This window comes from Cohnella cholangitidis (genome assembly GCF_014107495.1).
Classification (GTDB): domain Bacteria; phylum Bacillota; class Bacilli; order Paenibacillales; family Paenibacillaceae; genus Cohnella; species Cohnella cholangitidis.
Genome location: NZ_CP041969.1, coordinates 2,794,528 through 2,811,617 on the forward strand (window position 1 = coordinate 2,794,528; position 17,090 = coordinate 2,811,617).

16 protein-coding genes and 2 pseudogenes are annotated in these 17,090 nt (G+C 51.9%); 7 read left to right on the plus strand and 11 right to left on the minus strand.

Annotated elements, in window-relative coordinates; genetic code table 11:
• Nucleotides 1-15 precede the first annotated feature (15 nt).
• Nucleotides 16-660, plus strand: a complete 645-nt coding sequence (locus tag FPL14_RS13195) for a peroxiredoxin-like family protein (protein WP_182303437.1) — start codon at nt 16-18, stop codon at nt 658-660.
• Between the two features lie 106 nt (nt 661-766).
• Here FPL14_RS13195 and FPL14_RS13200 read toward each other — a convergent pair whose 3' ends face one another.
• Nucleotides 767-2,356, minus strand: a complete 1,590-nt coding sequence (locus tag FPL14_RS13200; RefSeq protein WP_182303438.1) for an MFS transporter — start codon at nt 2,354-2,356, stop codon at nt 767-769.
• Between the two features lie 335 nt (nt 2,357-2,691).
• On the minus strand, nt 2,692-4,200 hold the full coding sequence (locus FPL14_RS13205; protein WP_182303439.1) for a malate:quinone oxidoreductase: 1,509 nt from the start codon (nt 4,198-4,200) through the stop codon (nt 2,692-2,694).
• A 346-nt stretch (nt 4,201-4,546) separates the two neighbouring features.
• On the opposite strand from FPL14_RS13205, the pseudogene FPL14_RS30765 reads away from it, so the two are divergent.
• From FPL14_RS30765 to FPL14_RS13215, 4 genes and pseudogenes are all read left to right on the plus strand, one after another.
• Nucleotides 4,547-4,828, plus strand: a pseudogene (locus tag FPL14_RS30765) (response regulator); the annotation flags it as partial.
• A pseudogene (locus FPL14_RS30770) lies at nt 4,805-4,910 on the plus strand (DNA-binding response regulator); the annotation flags it as partial. The pseudogenes FPL14_RS30765 and FPL14_RS30770, both read left to right, overlap by 24 nt.
• A gap of 32 nt (nt 4,911-4,942) precedes the next feature.
• On the plus strand, nt 4,943-5,236 hold the full coding sequence (locus FPL14_RS30775; protein WP_407644672.1) for a winged helix-turn-helix domain-containing protein: 294 nt from the start codon (nt 4,943-4,945) through the stop codon (nt 5,234-5,236).
• Nucleotides 5,233-6,654 (plus strand): HAMP domain-containing sensor histidine kinase, encoded by a 1,422-nt coding sequence (locus FPL14_RS13215; protein ID WP_182303441.1) that lies wholly within the window; start codon nt 5,233-5,235, stop codon nt 6,652-6,654. Before FPL14_RS30775 ends, FPL14_RS13215 begins: the two co-directional genes overlap by 4 nt.
• Nucleotides 6,655-6,673: 19 nt before the next feature.
• On the opposite strand, the gene FPL14_RS13220 is transcribed toward FPL14_RS13215, so the two are convergent.
• The 5 genes from FPL14_RS13220 to FPL14_RS13240 form a co-directional block, all read right to left on the minus strand.
• On the minus strand, nt 6,674-7,450 hold the full coding sequence (locus tag FPL14_RS13220) for a TerC family protein (RefSeq protein WP_182303442.1): 777 nt from the start codon (nt 7,448-7,450) through the stop codon (nt 6,674-6,676).
• Between the two features lie 315 nt (nt 7,451-7,765).
• The gene (locus tag FPL14_RS13225) at nt 7,766-7,975 is read right to left on the minus strand and encodes a DUF6199 family natural product biosynthesis protein (protein WP_182303443.1); all 210 of its coding nucleotides are present in this window, start codon (nt 7,973-7,975) and stop codon (nt 7,766-7,768) included.
• 124 nt (nt 7,976-8,099) lie between these two features.
• Complete coding sequence (maa, locus tag FPL14_RS13230) at nt 8,100-8,666, minus strand: maltose O-acetyltransferase (RefSeq protein WP_324617931.1); 567 nt, start codon at nt 8,664-8,666, stop codon at nt 8,100-8,102.
• 85 nt (nt 8,667-8,751) lie between these two features.
• Nucleotides 8,752-9,207, minus strand: a complete 456-nt coding sequence (locus FPL14_RS13235; RefSeq protein WP_182303444.1) for a GNAT family N-acetyltransferase — start codon at nt 9,205-9,207, stop codon at nt 8,752-8,754.
• Nucleotides 9,208-9,449: 242 nt separating this feature from the next.
• Nucleotides 9,450-9,746, minus strand: a complete 297-nt coding sequence (locus tag FPL14_RS13240) for a hypothetical protein (RefSeq protein WP_182303445.1) — start codon at nt 9,744-9,746, stop codon at nt 9,450-9,452.
• A 115-nt stretch (nt 9,747-9,861) separates the two neighbouring features.
• On the opposite strand from FPL14_RS13240, the gene FPL14_RS13245 reads away from it, so the two are divergent.
• Complete coding sequence (locus tag FPL14_RS13245) at nt 9,862-10,839, plus strand: helix-turn-helix transcriptional regulator (protein WP_182303446.1); 978 nt, start codon at nt 9,862-9,864, stop codon at nt 10,837-10,839.
• Nucleotides 10,836-11,090, plus strand: coding sequence for a TfoX/Sxy family DNA transformation protein (locus FPL14_RS13250; protein ID WP_182303447.1), 255 nt, complete (start codon nt 10,836-10,838; stop codon nt 11,088-11,090). The genes FPL14_RS13245 and FPL14_RS13250 overlap by 4 nt, the downstream gene beginning before the upstream one ends.
• A gap of 23 nt (nt 11,091-11,113) precedes the next feature.
• On the opposite strand, the gene FPL14_RS13255 is transcribed toward FPL14_RS13250, so the two are convergent.
• The 4 genes from FPL14_RS13255 to FPL14_RS13270 form a co-directional block, all read right to left on the minus strand.
• The gene (locus FPL14_RS13255) at nt 11,114-12,505 is read right to left on the minus strand and encodes an MATE family efflux transporter (protein ID WP_182303448.1); all 1,392 of its coding nucleotides are present in this window, start codon (nt 12,503-12,505) and stop codon (nt 11,114-11,116) included.
• Nucleotides 12,506-12,670: 165 nt separating this feature from the next.
• A complete protein-coding gene (locus tag FPL14_RS13260) occupies nt 12,671-15,853 on the minus strand; it encodes a LuxR C-terminal-related transcriptional regulator (RefSeq protein WP_182303449.1) in 3,183 nt (1,060 codons plus the stop codon).
• On the minus strand, nt 15,784-16,413 hold the full coding sequence (locus tag FPL14_RS13265; RefSeq protein ID WP_182303976.1) for an AAA family ATPase: 630 nt from the start codon (nt 16,411-16,413) through the stop codon (nt 15,784-15,786). Before FPL14_RS13265 ends, FPL14_RS13260 begins: the two co-directional genes overlap by 70 nt.
• The gene (locus FPL14_RS13270) at nt 16,401-17,018 is read right to left on the minus strand and encodes a serine/threonine protein kinase (protein ID WP_182303450.1); all 618 of its coding nucleotides are present in this window, start codon (nt 17,016-17,018) and stop codon (nt 16,401-16,403) included. Before FPL14_RS13270 ends, FPL14_RS13265 begins: the two co-directional genes overlap by 13 nt.
• Nucleotides 17,019-17,090 lie beyond the last annotated feature (72 nt).

Genomic DNA, 17,090 nt, shown 5'->3' on the forward strand with positions numbered 1-17,090 from the left:
GGAGGAGAATGGCTTATGTTATTGAATGAGATCTTGGACGAAGCGAAGAAGCAATTTGTTGCCAAAGTACCGGAGGAAGTCCATACCGCAATATTCCGATTGATTCGCGAGCAGGAGCAATCGGAAATCGTATACGGTTTGCAGGAAGGGCAGCCAGCGCCGGACTTTACCCTGAATAATTCGGCAGGCGTTCCCGTGAATCTGTTTGAACAGCTATCCAAAGGCCCTGTCGTGTTAACCTTTTATCGCGGCGGGTGGTGCCCCTTCTGCAATATGCAGCTGCGGGCTTACCAGAGCATCTTGCCGGAAATCGAAGCGCTGGGCGGTCAGTTGATTGCCTTAAGCCCGCAAAACCCGGACAATGCGCTCTCCCAACAAGAGAAAGAAAACCTTCGCTACCATGTCCTTAGCGACACTCATGGCGCGGCGGCCGCCTTATATGAGGTGCTGTTCGATGTCCCGTCTTATATCCAAGAGGTCATGACGAACAAACTGAAAATCAACCTTGCCGAATACAATGCCGCCGACCGCTGGATTCTTCCCGTTCCTTCGACCTTCATCATCGACAAGTCCGGCGTAATCCGTTCAGCTTACGTTAACCCCGATTTTATGGTTCGGTTGGAGCCTCTGGACATTGTTGATCGATTGAAAAAGCTGTAAGCAAGCAAAAATGAATTTCATCTGTCTGAATGCAGTTTAAACAAGGGTAAGCCCGGTCACATGACAAGCGTGACCGGGCTTTGCCCTTTGCGGCGGTTCGAGTCAGCTATCTTGATTCTTCGACGGCGCCTGGTACTGCTTCTGAAATACTGACGGTTTGGTTAGACTGAGTCTCTCCGATTGGCCGTACGTACCGGAGCCGCGTTACGACAAGGATGATGATACCTAGCATAATAGCTCCGCTGGCTGCCGCAACGGTGTGCATCCCTCCGGTAAAAGCTTCGCGGGCGCCGGCGAGAAGTGACGTCCCGATCTGCTCGGGGAGGCCTTCCGCTACGGTTACGGCGCCGGCCAAGCTGTCGCGGGAAGCTTGTACCGCGGTCGCCGGCAAATCGGCAGGAATGGAGACCGCGACTTGATCGCGGTAAATGACCGTGCCGATGCTGCCCATGACCGCGATGCCCAGCGCGAAGGCGAATTCGCCGCTGGTCTGCAACATGGAGGCCGCCGATCCCGCCTTCTCGGGCGGGGCTGAGCCGATGACTAAGTCGCTTGACAGACTCGGAAGCGGAGCTGATCCTACGTTGAAGAAGATGTACCCGACCACCAGAATCGCGAGACCGGACTCCACCCCCACTTGGGTCAGCAGCAGACAGCCAATTGCCGAGATCAAGAGACCCGTTCCGATAAGGCGGGCCGGGCGGATTCGGCGCGCGATGAGCGGCGATAGGAACATCCCGGCCATCGACGCAATGACTCCGGGGAGCATGTACAACCCTGCCTCAAACGGCGACATTCCTTGCACGAATTGGAGGTACTGCGCGACGAAGAGCATAGTCGCGCCTGTCAGCGTAATCCCGAACATGCCCCCCAATGCGGCGCTGAATCCAGGGCTCGCAAACAAGCGCAGGTCCAGCAAAGGGGTAGTCAGACTGCGCTGCCGCATCACGAACACCACGCCGAGGACTGCACCTGCCAAAATGAACAGCAATGGCGCTATTTGCAGACCGTACTTGGCGATTTCCTTAAGTCCGTATATGACCGGTAGAATGGTGCCCAGCGATAATAAGACGCTCGTCAAATCTAACCGACCGGATTCGGGGTGACGGTATTCTGGCAGTAGCAGCGGCCCGGTTATGATCAGAAGCAACATGACCGGGACGCCCAATAGGAATACCGCCCCCCACCGGAAGTGATCCAACATGATCCCTCCAACTACCGGACCAAGCGCCATGCCGCCCATGGAACACATTAACCAAATGCCAACGGCTAGGGATCGCTGCTTGTGGTCGCGAAACATGTTGCTTATCAAGGCTAGCGTAGAGGGCGATACAGTCGCCCCGGCGATACCAAGCAATGCGCGGGCCAGAATAAGCATTTCAGCGCTTCGGGAGAATGCTGCCAATATCGAGGCGATTACAAAGGCCGCCCCGCCGAACAGCAGCAGCTTGCGGCGGCCGATCCGGTCTCCCAGCGTGCCCATAGTGATTAAAAATCCTGCGAGCATAAAGCCGTAGATGTCGATAATCCACAACTGCTGGGCGCTGTCGGCGCCGAGGTCGGCGCCAATATGCGGCAGCGCGAGAATCATAACGGAGAGGTCGATCGAGACAAGAAGCGCGGGCAGGGCTAGTACCGCGAGCCCTGTCCATTCCCGAATGCCGGCTTGCAGCTCATTCCCGTTCACGGCGCTCATCGTTCGTTCTTCAATTGCTTGCCCAGTCTGTCCGGCATCAAATTTGCCACCTGTTCGCGCCATTCTAAGATAGCGCACTTTAAGGATCGTTCGTTCATCATCTTTTGTCCTCCTTGGATCGTCTCCTCATAGCTCAGATCAACCCCTTTTCTACGCGAGGTATTTACCGGCGTGTTTGATTATAGGACATTACGCTGCGTAAGCTTCAAGCGTTAAAATACGATTTTTCCTCGTTTGGTCGGGAGATGGGCGAAATGACCGATAGAATCACAGCTGAAAGCAAAACGGCCCCCGTCCCATGGGTAGAGAACGAAGGCCGATTAAACAACTTTTTATTATCTGCTTGCGACGAGCTCCCGTTCACGGTTCAGTCCGAGCGTCCGCGCCGTTGAAGTATGAACTTCTTGGATAAGCTCCGGGTTTTTCAACAGCGACACGCCATAAGAAGGAATCATTTCTTTGATTTTCGGCTCCCACGCTTTAATATGCTGCGGGAAGCATTTATTTATTACCTCGAGCATGACGGAAACGGCGGTAGAAGCACCCGGAGAAGCGCCGAGCAATGCGGCGATCGAACCATCGGCGGCATTAATGACTTCCGTACCGAATTGAAGCGTTCCTTTGCCGCCGGCAACGGTATCCTTGATCACTTGCACTCGTTGGCCCGCTACCACGATATCCCAATCCTCGCTTTTGGCGTTAGGGATAAACTCCCGCAACTCTTCCATGCGCTTTTCTTTCGATAACATGACTTGCTCGATCAAATATTTGGTCAATGGAACGTTTTTAGCGCCTGCCGCCAACAAGGTCAAGACGTTATTCGGTTTCACGGAACCTAACAAATCGAACATCGAACCGGTTTTCAGAAACTTCGGCGAGAAGCCCGCGAACGGTCCGAAGAGCAACGATTTTTTGTTGTCGATAAATCTTGTGTCAAGATGCGGTACGGACATCGGGGGAGCTCCGACCTTCGCCTTGCCGTATACTTTGGCATGATGCTGGGCTACAACGTTCGGATTGTTGCACACCATGAATAGTCCGCTTACCGGGAATCCTCCGATCCGTTTTCCTTCGGGAATACCGGATTTTTGCAGCAAATGCAGGCTTCCGCCGCCGCCGCCGATAAAGACGAACGGTGCAGTATGGCGTTCGACGGTGCCGCTATCGATATTCCGTACTTTCAATTCCCACGATCCGTCGTTAGTACGTTTAATACCGTCTACCTGGTGTTTGTATTTCAATTCGACGTTTTTACTCTTCAAGTGGTCAAATAATATGCGCGTTAAAGCGCCAAAATTGACGTCCGTTCCGGAGTCGATTTTGGTTGCCGCTACCGGTTCCTTCGATCCGCGGTCTTTCATCATAAGCGGAATCCATTCCATTAGTTTGGCCGGATCGTCGGAAAATTCCATCCCTTCGAACAGAGGATTGTCCGCCATCGCTTCGAAACGTTTCTTTAAGAACGTTACGTTTTTCTCCCCTTCTACATAACTCATATGGGGAAGCGGCATAATAAAGTCCTGCGGATTGCGTATCAGTTTGCTCTCTACAAGATAAGACCAAAACTGTCTTGAAACCTGAAACTCTTCGTTCACTTTAATAGCTTTGCTGATATCTACGGATCCGTCCGGTTTTTCGACGGTGTAGTTAAGCTCGCACAGCGCCGCATGCCCAGTTCCCGCGTTATTCCATTCGTTAGAGCTTTCCTCTCCCGCATTCGAGAGCTTCTCGAACACCGTAATTTTCCAATCCGGCGCTAATTCTTTCAACAGTGACCCCAAGGTCGCGCTCATGATTCCGGCACCAATTAAGATAACGTCTGTATTCGTTTGTTTATAGCTCATTTCTACCGTCCTTACATGCTATTATTTGAAGGAAAGATTCGGGCGCTCCCGCTTAAAGTCCATAGCAAGACAGGCCACGACCTAGTCACGCATCGTTTCCGAAACATTTATAACCTGTTTATAGTTTATCATTAATATAAATAGATTATAATATGAATTTGCTATCTGTATGATAGATATAAGTTATTAAAAAACTGGTAAATCCCCTTACTGACATGCAATCGTGGTCATGGGCATGCGAATCGGCGGCAGCCCCTAACCGAAACTCCGGCATTTTTCCTCGTCTTTTTTTCTTCCTGCTATTATGATATTGGAAAAAGGCAGAACTTGGCGGAGAGTGGTTAAGATGCAACGAATTTTAGTAGTCGACGACGAGCACGATATTCGCGCGTTAATCCGTATTCATTTGGAGCGTGCGGGCCTGCAGATCATCGAAGCCGAGTCGGGGCGTCAAGCGATCGAAAGGTTGCAAGAGCATCCCATCGAATTAATGATTTTGGACTTAATGATGGACGATGGAAACGGCTTCGAGGTGCTGCAATATTTGCGCGGAGACCATTCCGAAACGCTAGTGATCGCGCTTAGTGCCAGAAGAGAAGTGCAGGACAAAGTAGACACGCTCGGCTTGGGCGCGGACGATTATGTGACAAAGCCGTTCAGTCCGATAGAACTGCTCGCCCGGGTACAAGCCCTATTAAGAAGACATCGCTCCCCTTCGCCGCATCAGTCCGAGATTATACGGTTGAATAAAATAATTCTCGATATAGACAATTTAGAGCTGGACAATGACGGGCAACGGCACTTTTTAACCCAATTCGAATGCGATTTGCTGCAATTTTTTATGCAAAACCCGGACCGCGTGTTGACCAAGAGAGACATCTACCAACAGGTGTGGAAGCACGAAAATTATGACGGCAACAACTTAAGCGTGTTTATTAACCGGCTCCGCGCCATACTCGAAAATACGCCCGAAGCCCCGCGCCATATTCACACCGTGCGAGGCGTCGGATATCGATTTTCGGGAGACGGATTATGAAAAATCGTACGAAGTTGTGGCTTATTATGCTGATCGGCGCCGTGGGCAGCGTGTTCTTGTTTGTTTTTCTTTCCTCGTTCGTAGGCAGCTTTTGGATCAAGGGCTACAATTTGAAAACGTTGAATTCGATTTCGCGCGAGACGCTGCGTTCCATCGAGCGGCAAAGCGCATTCGGCAAGGAATACGTTGCGCCGTTGCTGGATTCGGTTCATGCCCGGAATCCGGATCTGCGCCTGGAATGGATCGCATCGGATGGTTCGGTCATCTATGATACTTCAGGCGAACAACAACGCTACGGCTTCCAACAATTAGCGGATCGCGTCGTGAATATGCCCGACAACCTTTGGAGCGAGGACGAATCTGTAACGCTTACTTATTCCCTTAACCGCAACGAACAGTCTTATTATTTAATGTTAAGCCTGCCGAGCGAAGCGATGAAAGCTGGTCAGTTCCTATTCTATGCACGCACGTTCGAGGTTCTGTATTCTTTAGTTTTGCCCCTGCTGGCGGCCGCTCTGGTACCCTACTTTCTGTCCTTATGGTTCTTCTCCTCGATCAATCGACGCATTGGCAAACTGAACAAGGCCCTCAATGAAGTCAGTTTCGGAAGCGATTTAATCGTGCTGGCCGTCAAATCGAAGGATGAAATCGGCCAGCTTACCCGGCATTATAATGAGATGGCGCATCGAATTCAAAGCCAATCGCTTCAAATCGAACAACTGGAAGACCGGCGCAAGATTCTGCTGTCCAATCTTTCCCACGATTTGCGAACTCCTCTGACCATGATTCTGGGCTACGCCGAAACGATCCGTACAGGCACGTATCAAGACGAGAACGAACTGCAAGCCGGAGCGAGAATCATTCTGCAGCGATCCCGCTACATGGACAAGTTGCTGGATCAACTGCTGGACATCTCGCGGCAGGAAGCCGGTGCGTTCGAGCTTCATCCCGCTCCGACTAACTTGTCCGAATTGCTGCGGAAAATCGTGTCCGAGTACCTGCTGTTTTTGGATGGGCAAAACTTCGCCGTCGACGTAGACATACCCGAGAAAGATATCGAAGCTTCGATCGATGCCTCTCTCGTTGAGCGCGCCTTAAGTAATTTGCTAGACAACGCAATTCGTTATGGAAGCGAAGGACAATTTATTGGGATTCGGCTCTTTGAAGAAGAAAACGAGGTATGCATAACAATCATGGATCGGGGCAAAGGCGTCTCCCCTGAGGATCGCGAACGCATCTTTGAACGCTTCTATCGCGCCGACGAAGGAAGAAAAGGCGCCGGGCTCGGCATCGGGCTTGCGATCGTTAAGGAAATCGTTGAATCCCATCATGGCCGTATTCAGGTCATGAGTACTCCTTACGTGGAAACCTTGTTCCTGGTAAGGCTCCCGAAGCGTTACGCAGCAAAGGGACCCTGAGGATCCCTTTTTGCCCGAGTCAGACATTCCCTGACGACTTAGAAGGTTTGTTGCCGGGCGCAAACCATCCAAGAAGAGCTATCGCAACCAAGACGCTATAGAAAGTAAGGGTCCAGCCTGTGCTATGCGGGAAATGATGATCTAACACGCCAATATCTTCATGGGCAAGGGTAATTACAGCGAGCTTCACGCCGACCCATGCCACGATCGCATAAGCCGTGGTTTCGAGTGCCGGCCGTTGAACAAGCAGCTTTACGAACCATGCGGCCGCAAATTTGATCAGAACGAGCCCGGCGATTCCGCCAAGCACGACAATCAAGAACTTTCCTCCGTCCATACCGCCGAAAGTACCAAGCGGTGAATCCGGTAGACCGAGCGCTAAAGCTACTGCGGCAAGAATGGAATCGATCGCGAAGGCGAGATCCGCAAGAGCGATTTTTCCAACGGTTGGCCAGAAGCCTTTTCCTGAAGCATCTTTCTTTATGTCCTCGCGAACGTCCTCGTTTTTCTTACCGAAACGCGCTTTGATGATGTGCTTTAACCCGAGGTACAGAAGGTACGCGGCTCCGATAGCCTGTATTTGCCAGACATTCGCAATAAACGATATCCCAAACAAAGCGGCGAAGCGGAAAACAAAAGCCATAATGATCCCATAGTTGATGGCTTTCTTCTTCTGGTCCTCCGGTAAGTGCTTCGCGATGACCGCCAATACGAGCGCATTATCCGCCGACAGCAATCCTTCCAAACCGATAAGAATCAGAAGTGCCCACGCATACTCCAACCATATTGACTCCAACCTGGATTCTCCTTTCTAACCTGGTAAGTACCCAGTCGAGACATATTTAGATAATATTGACTTTCCCGGCAATAGGTATACGAATGAGGTCGCCGATGGATTTCAACTTTTCCCGGATTTTTTTGCCTTATCTCGGCTTGGCCGACTATCCGTAACGAAAAAAAGAGCTATCGGATCAATTCCGGCAGCTCTCTTCTTTTGGCAGCAAGACGACCATGAATAGCGAAGCTATTGTGAAACAAAGAATGTATACGAATATTTGGCTAATACTCGCACTTAATACACTGCCCCGTAAAGGATGGCCCTTCTTTGAAATTAACTTGGAAGAATACCGGAAGCAAGAAGGAAAATACCTACAATAATAGCTAAGATACCGCCTATTCGTGCCGATATAAGGGCCGCCGTGCTGGGCTCGGCATTCTTGAATTGCCAACCGACGCCCATGTACCAAGAAACTCTGGGAAAAAATACTCCAATAGCTCCCAAAATAATAAAAAGAATTGGGATCAACGTGAACAGGATCATCGCTTTCACCGCCCCATCATACTTTCATACAAAATGTTCCAATATTTAAACGTAAAAAGATAAGCAATAGTTTCAATATATAAAGTAAAGGCACCTGCGATTTGCAGGTGCCTCCAGCCGAAGATTAAATGTCAATGTTCTTAATGACTTTCGCAGGATTTCCTCCTACGACAACATTGTCCGGAACGTCTTTGGTTACTACTGCTCCGGAAGCTATTACTACATTATCCCCGATAGTAACGCCTGGATTGATTACCGCTCTTCCTCCTATCCAAACATTGTTTCCAATCGTTACGGGTTTTCCGAATTCCGCCCCGGAGACTCGTTCGAACGGATTTAATGGATGAGTGGCCGTATAGATATGTACGCCAGGCGCAACAAAACAATTATCCCCGATGCGGACTTCGCATACATCCAAAATCACGCAGTCGAAGTTAGCATAAAAATGGTTGCCTACATGGATGTTGTAGCCGTAATCACAACGAAACGTCGGTTCGATATATACGTTTTCTTCCGTCGAACCGAAAAGTTGTTTGAGGAGTTCCACCCGTTTGTCGTAATCCGTCTCTATGGTTTGATTGAACAATCGGGTCAATTTCCTGGCATTTTCTCTGTCTTTGGTCAATTGAGGGTCGGAAGCAAGGTACAATTCTCCAGCCAACATTTTATCTTTCTCTGTTTTAACAATCACATTCAAACATCCTTTCATATGGCATTCGCTTATTTGATCACCATCGGCGGCTGTGAAAGCCGGCAATGCCGACGGTTTCTCTATTTCACAATTCCTTTGTCATAAACGCGCTATAAGGATCCTCTATGTAATCCGAAAATGGCTCGCAATATTGGAAACCAAGTCTTTCATAAAGTTTCCTTGCAGGTTCGAAAGCTTCCATCGACCCCGTCTCCAGACTGAGCCTTCGATAACCGCGCTCCTTGGAAATGGCAATGATATGCTCAAGAATTCTTCTGGCGACGCCTCTTCTAAGATGAGATGAAACCGTCCGCATGGATTTAACTTCGCCGTGCGTAACATCGAGCTCCTTCAGCGCCCCGATACCAAGCAACTCATCTTGTTCCCATGCGCTCCAAAATGTAATATCGGCTTTCTTTAATTTTTCAAGTCCTAGAGCATGCACGCTTTCGGGCGGGGAGTTTTCGAACATCCCTTGCAAATGCTCATTAATCAAGGTTATTACTTTAGCATCCGTTAATTCATCGGTTCTGATTTCCACAACGACGCCTCCCGCACAACTATTTTTTTCTAACTGTATTGTACCTCAAATTCCCAATAGTTCGCGCGTTTCCTCTCCTATTCCTTCTGCGGGATATGCGAAATCAAAAGGCAGGAACCTTCGCTTTCGACCATCGAGTTTTCGGACACCAGCGGGGATAGTTGTTATCTTCGGGAATGCAAAATTCCATCCAACGAACGGCAAGTTAAAAGGCACCCCGTCGGGGTGCCTTCGAATCGGCATTAGATAACCTGTTTCACAAAATGCATTTGCAGCGTGGATTCATCAAGAAGCCCCATTGCTTCGGCCATAAAAGGCTCTTGCATGATTTTAGATTCGCACTGTTTGGCTGCCTCGGCACTTTCCCATTCCGCTATCTCTACCCAAACGCCGCTCTCCGCATTATAGAAAACCTCCCGTTTGATAAAGCCGGTTGACTTGCTTAGTGCTTCTTGCAGGTAGTTGGCATGCTTACGATACGTTTCTTCGCTCACACACTCCTTTAACTTGTACGATACAACTTCCAGACATGGCTTCATGATTCATGCATCTCCCTTTAGGCAGTAGATTCTTAGTCTTGCTTTTCAAATGTATCGCTTAATATAGTCAATTAATGTCACCTTTAAATGCTATACTTTTTTGCAGGTGATGCTAATGAACAAAACGCAAAGACTCGTCGAGTTGCTGCTTACGATGAATACCAGACAGAGGTTCACTTTAAGGGAGCTTGCCGAACGGTTCGGCGTCTCCAGAAGAACCGTTCTCCGCGACATAAACGAACTCAGCGCCTTGGGAGTCCCTCTATACGCAGAAATGGGAGCCCATGGAGGATATCGGATTTTGAAGGAGAGAACTTTGCCTCCCATTACGTTCTTGGAACAAGAGGCGGTTGCGCTCTTTTTTGTCAGCCAGTCGCTGAAGTTTTACCGTTCCTTACCGATGGAATCCGATTGGCATTCCGCGCTGGCCAAGTTCTATCATGTGCTGCCGGAAGACGTCAAAGAACGCATCGACCAACTTCAGCGCCGTTTGCTATTCTGGGTGCCGGTACAGGGGCGGGAAGCGGCGCATCTGTCTGCCTTGCTTGAAGGAGCCGTGGAGCAACAAATCCTCCATATCTCTTATGAATCGGAGAGGACCATAACTGAAAGAGATATTCAATTGGTGGGGCTCTACTCGATGAGTGGCAAATGGTACTGTCCCGCTTACGACTTTCACAGCGCCGAGTACCGTCTGTTTCGTGCAGACCGCATCCAGACGGCATCCGTCAGTCCCGACCAGACTAGGAAAAAAAACCACGACAAGCTGCTTATCACGGATTGGTTCGATCGAGAGCGGCAACGCGAGGAAAATCAAGAGGAGTATAAATTTCGAGTTCGATTGACAAGGCGCGGTGTCCTCCTATGCAGAAACGACGCTTGGTTGGGAAGCGCATTAACTGTTTTGGAGGACGGCACCGGTTACATATCCAGAAAAATTTCTCCCAATTATATGACTTGGGCAGCTTCCTTTTTTATCGGTTGCCAATCGGATGCGGTCGTCGAAGAGCCGAAGGAACTACGGGAAATGATTGTAGAGCAGCTCCGCGAGACGCTTTCTGTATATGAAGAGGGGGGATCGTATATCAGATGAAAAAAACAATGAAGCTGAAAAATATTGGAGCGAAAACGGAACCTTGGCTACGACAAATTGGCGTGAATGGTTATGAAGATCTCCACCGCATCGGATCGGTTGAAGCTTACAGAAGGCTTAAATCGATGTATCCGAATAAGATTAACTTGCTAGCTCTCTACGCCCTTGAAGCCGCTCTATGGAACATTCATTGGCTGGAGCTTGCTCCTGAAATCAAAGACGAATTGAAACGCAAAGCCCATCGAAAATAGTAGCCGTTATGAAACGCATCCCTCTAAGCCTGCGCCTCCAGGCCCGTTTCCGAAGACGAAACCGGCTTCACGAGCGCTTTGTTCTCCCACGCCCGGCTTCTCCAGCGAAGCAGCATGATTAACCCGCGCAACCATTCATCCACCGTGAACGCGATCCATACGCCGAGCAGCCCGAACCCGAAATGAACGCCGAGCGCATAAGCGAGCGGCACCGAAACTCCCCACATCGAGAGCACGCCCATTAAGACGGGAAACCTCGCATCCCCGGCCGCGCGCAACGAATTGATGATGACGATATTGAAAGTCCGGCCGGGCTCAAGCACGATGGAAAGCAAAAAAATACTCGCGCCGACGGCAATAATGTCCGCGTCTTGCGTGAACATGCCGATCAACTCATGCCGGAATATCGATGCCGCGGCGACGATGGCCAACGTCAATACGAAGCTGATCTTCACGCTTCTCATCAGCCTCCGATAAGCCGCGTTCATCTCCCCCGCGCCGACCATTTGCCCGACGATAATTTCCGTACCCGTGCCGATCGCCAGCGCAAGCGCCATAAAATAGTTCGACACGTTCATGACGTATACATGGGTGCTTAGCGCCGTGACGCCGATCATATTGACGAAGCTTACGACCATGAGGTACTGCGACTGCCAGGACAGGTGCTCGCCCGCCGCAGGCAAGCCGACGCTCATGATCTTCTTCACATAGGAACCGTTCCAGGTCACGTAATCCTTAAGCCTAATCGGGGAGGGAACGTAGCGGTACAAAATCACGATAAGAACGACGATTCCTAGCAAGCGGCTGACGACCGTCGATACGGCCGCGCCCGTAACGCCCCATTCCGGAAAGCCGTAATTACCGAAGATAAGCAAATAATTTCCCGCTATGTGGATCACATTCACGCCTAAGGTGACAAACATAACGCTCTTCGTATGTCCGTTGGCCCGGATAATCGACGAAATCGCGTACGAGAGCGCTTCGATCCAAATAAAACCGCCAATGATCTCTAAATAGCGGCTAGCGATCCCGATCTGCTCGGGACTTAAGTTCATTAGCCGCATGAGAGGTTCTCCGAACCCGAGGAGCACGATGCTGACGATAATCCCGAAAATCAGATTAATCGTAATGGCGAGCGCCGAGATGCGGCTCGCTTCCTGCTCTCGTCCGGCGCCGATATATTGGGAGACCGCGACGCTCGTTCCGATTCCGACGAAACCGAACATCAGAATGCAGAAGAAAATAATTTCGTTGGCTAATCCGACTGCCCCCGTTGCCGTATCCGAAATGCGGCTTAACATAAACACGTCCACCGTGCCCAGCAGCATCCGTAGCACGGAATCTACGAAAATGGGCCACGTAACGGCAAAGAGACTGAGTTTCTTCCATGATGGAATGCGATTTGATGTCGTCACTTCAATAATGCTCCTACTATGCCAATGCACTTCGTTTTCCTTAGTGTAGTGCCTGTTAGCGAAATCGTCTATGGGGTATCGGAATCGAAGAAATTGTAGTCCTCCTAAAGATATATGCCGCAAAAAGCGAAAGGAAGCGACCGTTAAGGCTCGCTTCCTTGTTCGTTATTCGATCAAACGCAGCTCTCTGGCCCGGACGACGGCTTGCCCTCGACGCTTCACGCCCAGCTTGCCGATGATTCTGGACGCATGCGTCTTGACCGTCGTCTCGGCAATGCCGAACCGTTCGGCAATATCCCTATTGGATAAGCCTTCCGCGATCGCCGTTAAAATTTCGATTTCCCGTTCGGTGAGCGGCTCGGTCACTCCCGGTTGAACGGAGCTTGGAGCGGATGACGTGCGACCTCCCGCGGCATTGATCATCTCCGAGGCCGCGGCTTCGTCTTCCAGCAGCTTATAATAAATCATTCGCGTCGCCAACAGCTCCAGTACTTTCACGTCCCGATCCGTAAACACGCCCGGCATCTGCCGATTTTCCAAGTAGAGCACGAAGGAATCCCGCTCTCCCGGAACCGCGATCGGCATGCACAGGATCGATCGGGGTCGCCATGCCTCAATATAAGCATCCTTCACCCAATAACTCCGGATCGCGTCATGGAGGACAAGCGGTTCATTCGTCATCGACGCATGGCGCAAGACGCTCTCCGCGTACAGCTCGGACGCCGATTCCTTCTCGGCCATGCCCGAACCGCCTGCTTCGATGGCGTAGCCCTCGTCTCGGCAGCTCAACACAAGGCCCCGATCGGCGCCCGCTTGTCGAAGCGCCGCCTCCAGGAGACTGGCAGTCCAGCCGCTCTTCATCGGCTTGCCTGATTCATCGACGATCCGTCGAACAAGCTCGTATTCGTCTTCGCTCGCCGAAGACCCGCCTTCCGCCGGACCGTTCTGCCGTGGCAAGTCGATGCGGGTACGATCGCTATCGATCTCCCCCTCCAAGACCGGACCGCCGTACCTCTTGGAAGCCGGACTTAACAGCTCGGCATATCGGCTTCTGATCCGATTCGCTTTGGAGGTGACGCCCCATTCGGAATAAGCGGCGCAGGCATCCATCATGGCGATCGCCGCCCCCGACTGGCTGATCATATCGTTCCGATAGCAGATCGCAAGCCGTTCGCAAGCGATTCCTTCCATTAAACCGTATTTTTCGGTTCTCGCCTGCCCAATCGCGGCCATATATTCGCGCAGCGCGCCCATCGGGTTTCCGGCAATTCGTTCCCATTCCGCTTTCATCAGCAGATACGCGGAAGACCGGTAGCCGAGAAATCCCCGCCAGCTCTTCATCCTTCGCAATAGCGCGCGTATCGCTTTCCGGATCCTCTTGCGTTCCTCCGCGTTCGTCCCGGCATATATAGCCGCTAACGACAAGGTTTCATACAAGCGTTGTTTCCGGATTCGCGTCCAATCCAATGGCAGTTCGTTGGCCCTTCCCCGCATCGCCCAGTACAACGCCTCCCGGTACTTGCCCGACAAGTAAGCCGCTTCTAGCCTGCAACCGCAGCTGTAGTTGTCCTCGTCCCGTTGTTCAGAGTCCCCGTTCGACGAAGCCTGCGGGATGGCAACGAAACCTTCCGTTAGAGACTCGTCTTGCAACGCCGCTGCATAACTGCCGGCTATCCGCACCATTTCGAGCATCTTGCCGTCGGCGCTTTGCCGCATATGATCCGCAAAGTAATCGAGCAGCTCCCGTAAAGCATACAGGTCTCCGTTGTGCGTAACGAGACAAGTGACCATGGTCAGATGGGCAAAGTCTTTATCCCCGGATTCCAACCCTTGGCGCATCGCCTTGTACAGCGCCGCGGAGGCTTCCGAAGGCTTGTCCAATTGCTTCGCCATCCCGCTCACGAAAGTAAACAGATGCCGATTCCCGGACTTGGAGGCGTCCGCGATTTGCAGGAACGCCCGTTCGGCGGCCGGAGGCGCTTGAGCATAACTCGGAAGCACCCTTTGCAAGATCAACTCGTATGCGCCGATCATGACGGCCAGCGATTCGTTCACCCCTTTCCGAAGCCCATAACGAATAAAGCGGGCATACAGTTCAAGCAATGCCCCCGTATCGTGCATAAGCAGCGGAAAAAAAAGCTTCGCCATCAGCCCGCATAATGACGCATACTCTTCATCGAGAGGGTCGGGCAACGGATAGGGCATCTCGCGCTTCCGGTACAATAGAAGCTGAGTCTGCATCACTTCCTTGGCGATGGACAACAGGGAACTTTTCTCTCGAAGCTTCCAACCGTAAGCCGCCAGTGCCTCTCTTCCATATTGGATCGCCGTCTCGTTTTCCACGATCACGTGAAATTGAATCAATGGCGCCCAGATGCGCGAACGCTCCGCCAGGCTCAGGTTTCCGTCGCTTTTTTTCAAGTCCAGCAATAGCTCTCTCGCCCGTTCGAGACGGCCGCCCATGTACTCCGTCCATGCCAGTACCAACCGAAGCCGAACGTCGAGCGAGCCCGATTCCTTTTCTTCCGCCGTCAGGCGCAGCCCGTTCTCTGCGTATTGTTTCCCTTTCGCGAAGCGCCCTTCGGCCAAAGCCTTCTGTCCCGCTTCAAGATTATGCTCTGCCAGTTGCCGCGTTTCTTGCGCCGTCAGGACCGACGCGCCCAGATTCAAATGATCGACCGCCGCCAGCATCGTATCGTCGCTCCAATCCGGAGAACGCCGTTGCAGCAATTGCCCGATCATCCGGTGCCGCTGCGCGTTGCGTCCCGAATCGAAGGCATACGCCATTCTATGCATGGAAGCATGCACGAACAGGTAGATTCTCTCCTGTCCGTTCCCGTGCTCCGCTTCATCTTCCCGATAGACCATCCCTTCTAACTCCGCCTCTTGAAGCCTGCGGAACGCGGCGTCCGGCGCCAGGTCGCACGCTTCTGCCAGGATCGACAGGCGAAAAGCCGGACCGATGGCGGCGGCCATGGCCAGAAGCTCCTTCCTGTCGTCCGGGAGCTTGGCGAAGCTCATCTCCATCAGGCGGAGATTGGCTTCCGAGTCGCTTAATTGCCGGATAACCTCCGGGTCCCACGTCCACTGGCGCCTTTTCTCGTCGAAGCCGAGCCTTTTCTCCTTTAGCCAGCTATCCAACAATAGACGTATCGCCCGGGGATAGCCCCCGGTCTGATCATAAACGGATCGGGCCAGCAGACGAATGCGAGCCGAGTCTTCGTGCAAGGCATTGGAGACATATTGCCTTACGTCTTCATAAGCCAGAGGCGGAAGGGCTACGCGTTCCTCAGGATTCGCGCGCCATCTCTCGGCCAGCCAGGGGATTTCCGCCCTTCCGTCCGGCAAGCTCCGATCAGGAGCAACCCGGGCACCGTTTCCTCCCGCGCCAAAGAACGAATTACCGCATGAGTGCCATCGTCGGCCCATTCCAGGTTATCGATAGTCAAGACGAGCGGAGGTTTGCTTTCGGCCATGCAACGAATCAAGCCCGGCAGCAGCTCCCCGAAACGATCCCAACCCTTCACATCGTCCGAGACGGACGTCCCCTCAGCCTCGCTTCCGAACAGCCGCTTAGCCTCGGGCCATAAAGAGACGATCGTCCGCGCTTCTTGTCCGAACTCGGCTTGCAGATTTGCCTTCAGCCGCGTAATGACGTCCGCCGGCTCGCTCCATAGCTGATAAACCCACTGCCTCATAGCTTGAAGAAGAGGCTCGTATCGCTCGGCTTGTCGGAAAGGTTCGCATTTCCCTGCCACAAACCGGCCTCCTTGCCGAACGACGCTCGATTGGAGCTTATGAACGAGCGACGTTTTGCCGACTCCCTCCGGCCCCGTCACCCATCGGAACGCGTTCGAGCCTTGAACGGCCTGCTCCAGCCCGGCCTCTAATTGCTCTACTGCGGAGATGCGCCCGTACCACGAATCGGATAGCGCAGCGAACGGATTTTGTCCAAGCGGCCAACTTCGAAAGCCGTTAGCGACCCGCTGCTATCCAGCATTTCCCGGCACTGCTTCAGATCGTCAAGCAACCCGTAAGCGCTCTGGTAGCGGTCCTCCGGACATTTGGCCAGCAGCTTCATCAGGATGGCTTGCGGCGATCCGTCCCCTTCCGGCCGGATATCGAACAGAGGGCGCGGCGTCCTATGGATATGCGCGGCATCCCAGTCCTCTTCGCTTTCAGGAAAAAAAGGCAATCGGCCGGTTAACAATTCATAGAGAATGACGCCTAATACGTAAAGATCGCTCCGTCCATCCGGCACGCGATTGATTCGCCCCGATTGCTCGGGAGACCGGTAAGCCGTGCGTCCTTCCCCGCTCTCGGTCAGTCGCGCCGTTTTTTCCTCCCACCGAACGCTAATGTTCAAGGGGCTCAAGCATCCGATCACCGCATTCTGTTGATGCTCGCGGCACACCATTTCCGTCAGTATAATGGAGAGTTCAAAGAAAACCGCAAGCTCTAAAGGGGGGTCCGTAACATAATCTTCCAATTTCTTATCATTGCCGATAATCATGCACACCTATCTGAGTTGTATTTATCGTTTCGGGATATGAATTGTTCGGAATATAATATTAATTTCGGTTAA

Coding starts and splice junctions, on each gene's coding strand:
- FPL14_RS13195 (WP_182303437.1), top strand. CDS start 16: ATGTTATTGAATGAGATCTTGGACGAAGCGAAGAAGCAATTTGTTGCC.
- FPL14_RS13200 (WP_182303438.1), bottom strand. CDS start 2,356: ATGAGCGCCGTGAACGGGAATGAGCTGCAAGCCGGCATTCGGGAATGG.
- FPL14_RS13205 (WP_182303439.1), bottom strand. CDS start 4,200: ATGAGCTATAAACAAACGAATACAGACGTTATCTTAATTGGTGCCGGA.
- FPL14_RS13215 (WP_182303441.1), top strand. CDS start 5,233: ATGAAAAATCGTACGAAGTTGTGGCTTATTATGCTGATCGGCGCCGTG.
- FPL14_RS13225 (WP_182303443.1), bottom strand. CDS start 7,975: ATGATCCTGTTCACGTTGATCCCAATTCTTTTTATTATTTTGGGAGCT.
- FPL14_RS13240 (WP_182303445.1), bottom strand. CDS start 9,746: ATGAAGCCATGTCTGGAAGTTGTATCGTACAAGTTAAAGGAGTGTGTG.
- FPL14_RS13245 (WP_182303446.1), top strand. CDS start 9,862: ATGAACAAAACGCAAAGACTCGTCGAGTTGCTGCTTACGATGAATACC.
- FPL14_RS13250 (WP_182303447.1), top strand. CDS start 10,836: ATGAAAAAAACAATGAAGCTGAAAAATATTGGAGCGAAAACGGAACCT.
- FPL14_RS13270 (WP_182303450.1), bottom strand. CDS start 17,018: ATGATTATCGGCAATGATAAGAAATTGGAAGATTATGTTACGGACCCC.